Genomic DNA, 512 nt, shown 5'->3' on the forward strand with positions numbered 1-512 from the left:
GAACTTATTAGACATCCCCTTGTAATATAAAAAATCAACGCTCAATCAAAAACATTTGCTTTATAACAATAATGGTATAATGTTTAATATATTTGACAATTATCAAATACTGTCTATAATATTAAACATTATGGCAAAAAGAACAGTAACGTTGTCTCCACTTATATTAAAAAAGCTAAGGACCATCGGCGAACAGATAAAGCTTGCACGCCTGCGCCGGAAACTTTCCGTTCAGCTTGTCTCGGAAAGAGCGGGCATAAGCCGAGCCACGTTATGGGCAATCGAAAACGGAGAGCCTTCTGTTTCGTTCGGAGCTTACGTGTCTGTTTTATGCGCACTAGGCTTAAAGGATGATATAACCCTTCTTGCAAAAGATGACGTGCTGGGCAAAACTTTTCAGGATTTAGAACTGCTTCCTAAAAAACGCGCTCCAAAAACAAAGGGAAAAAACAGTGAAAGAAGAAAATAAAATAAACATATACGCTGACTGGATTGAAAGTGAAAATCAAATT

At 37.1% G+C, this 512-nt stretch carries 1 protein-coding gene; it reads left to right on the forward strand.

Annotation, left to right across the window (positions count from 1 at the left end; translation table 11 throughout):
• Positions 1 to 130 precede the first annotated feature (130 nt).
• A complete protein-coding gene (locus B3Y13_RS02065; protein ID WP_296692413.1) occupies positions 131 to 469 on the forward strand; it encodes a helix-turn-helix domain-containing protein in 339 nt (112 codons plus the stop codon).
• Positions 470 to 512 lie beyond the last annotated feature (43 nt).

This window comes from Treponema sp. UBA7567, from assembly GCF_002476655.1.
GTDB lineage: Bacteria > Spirochaetota > Spirochaetia > Treponematales > Treponemataceae > Treponema_D.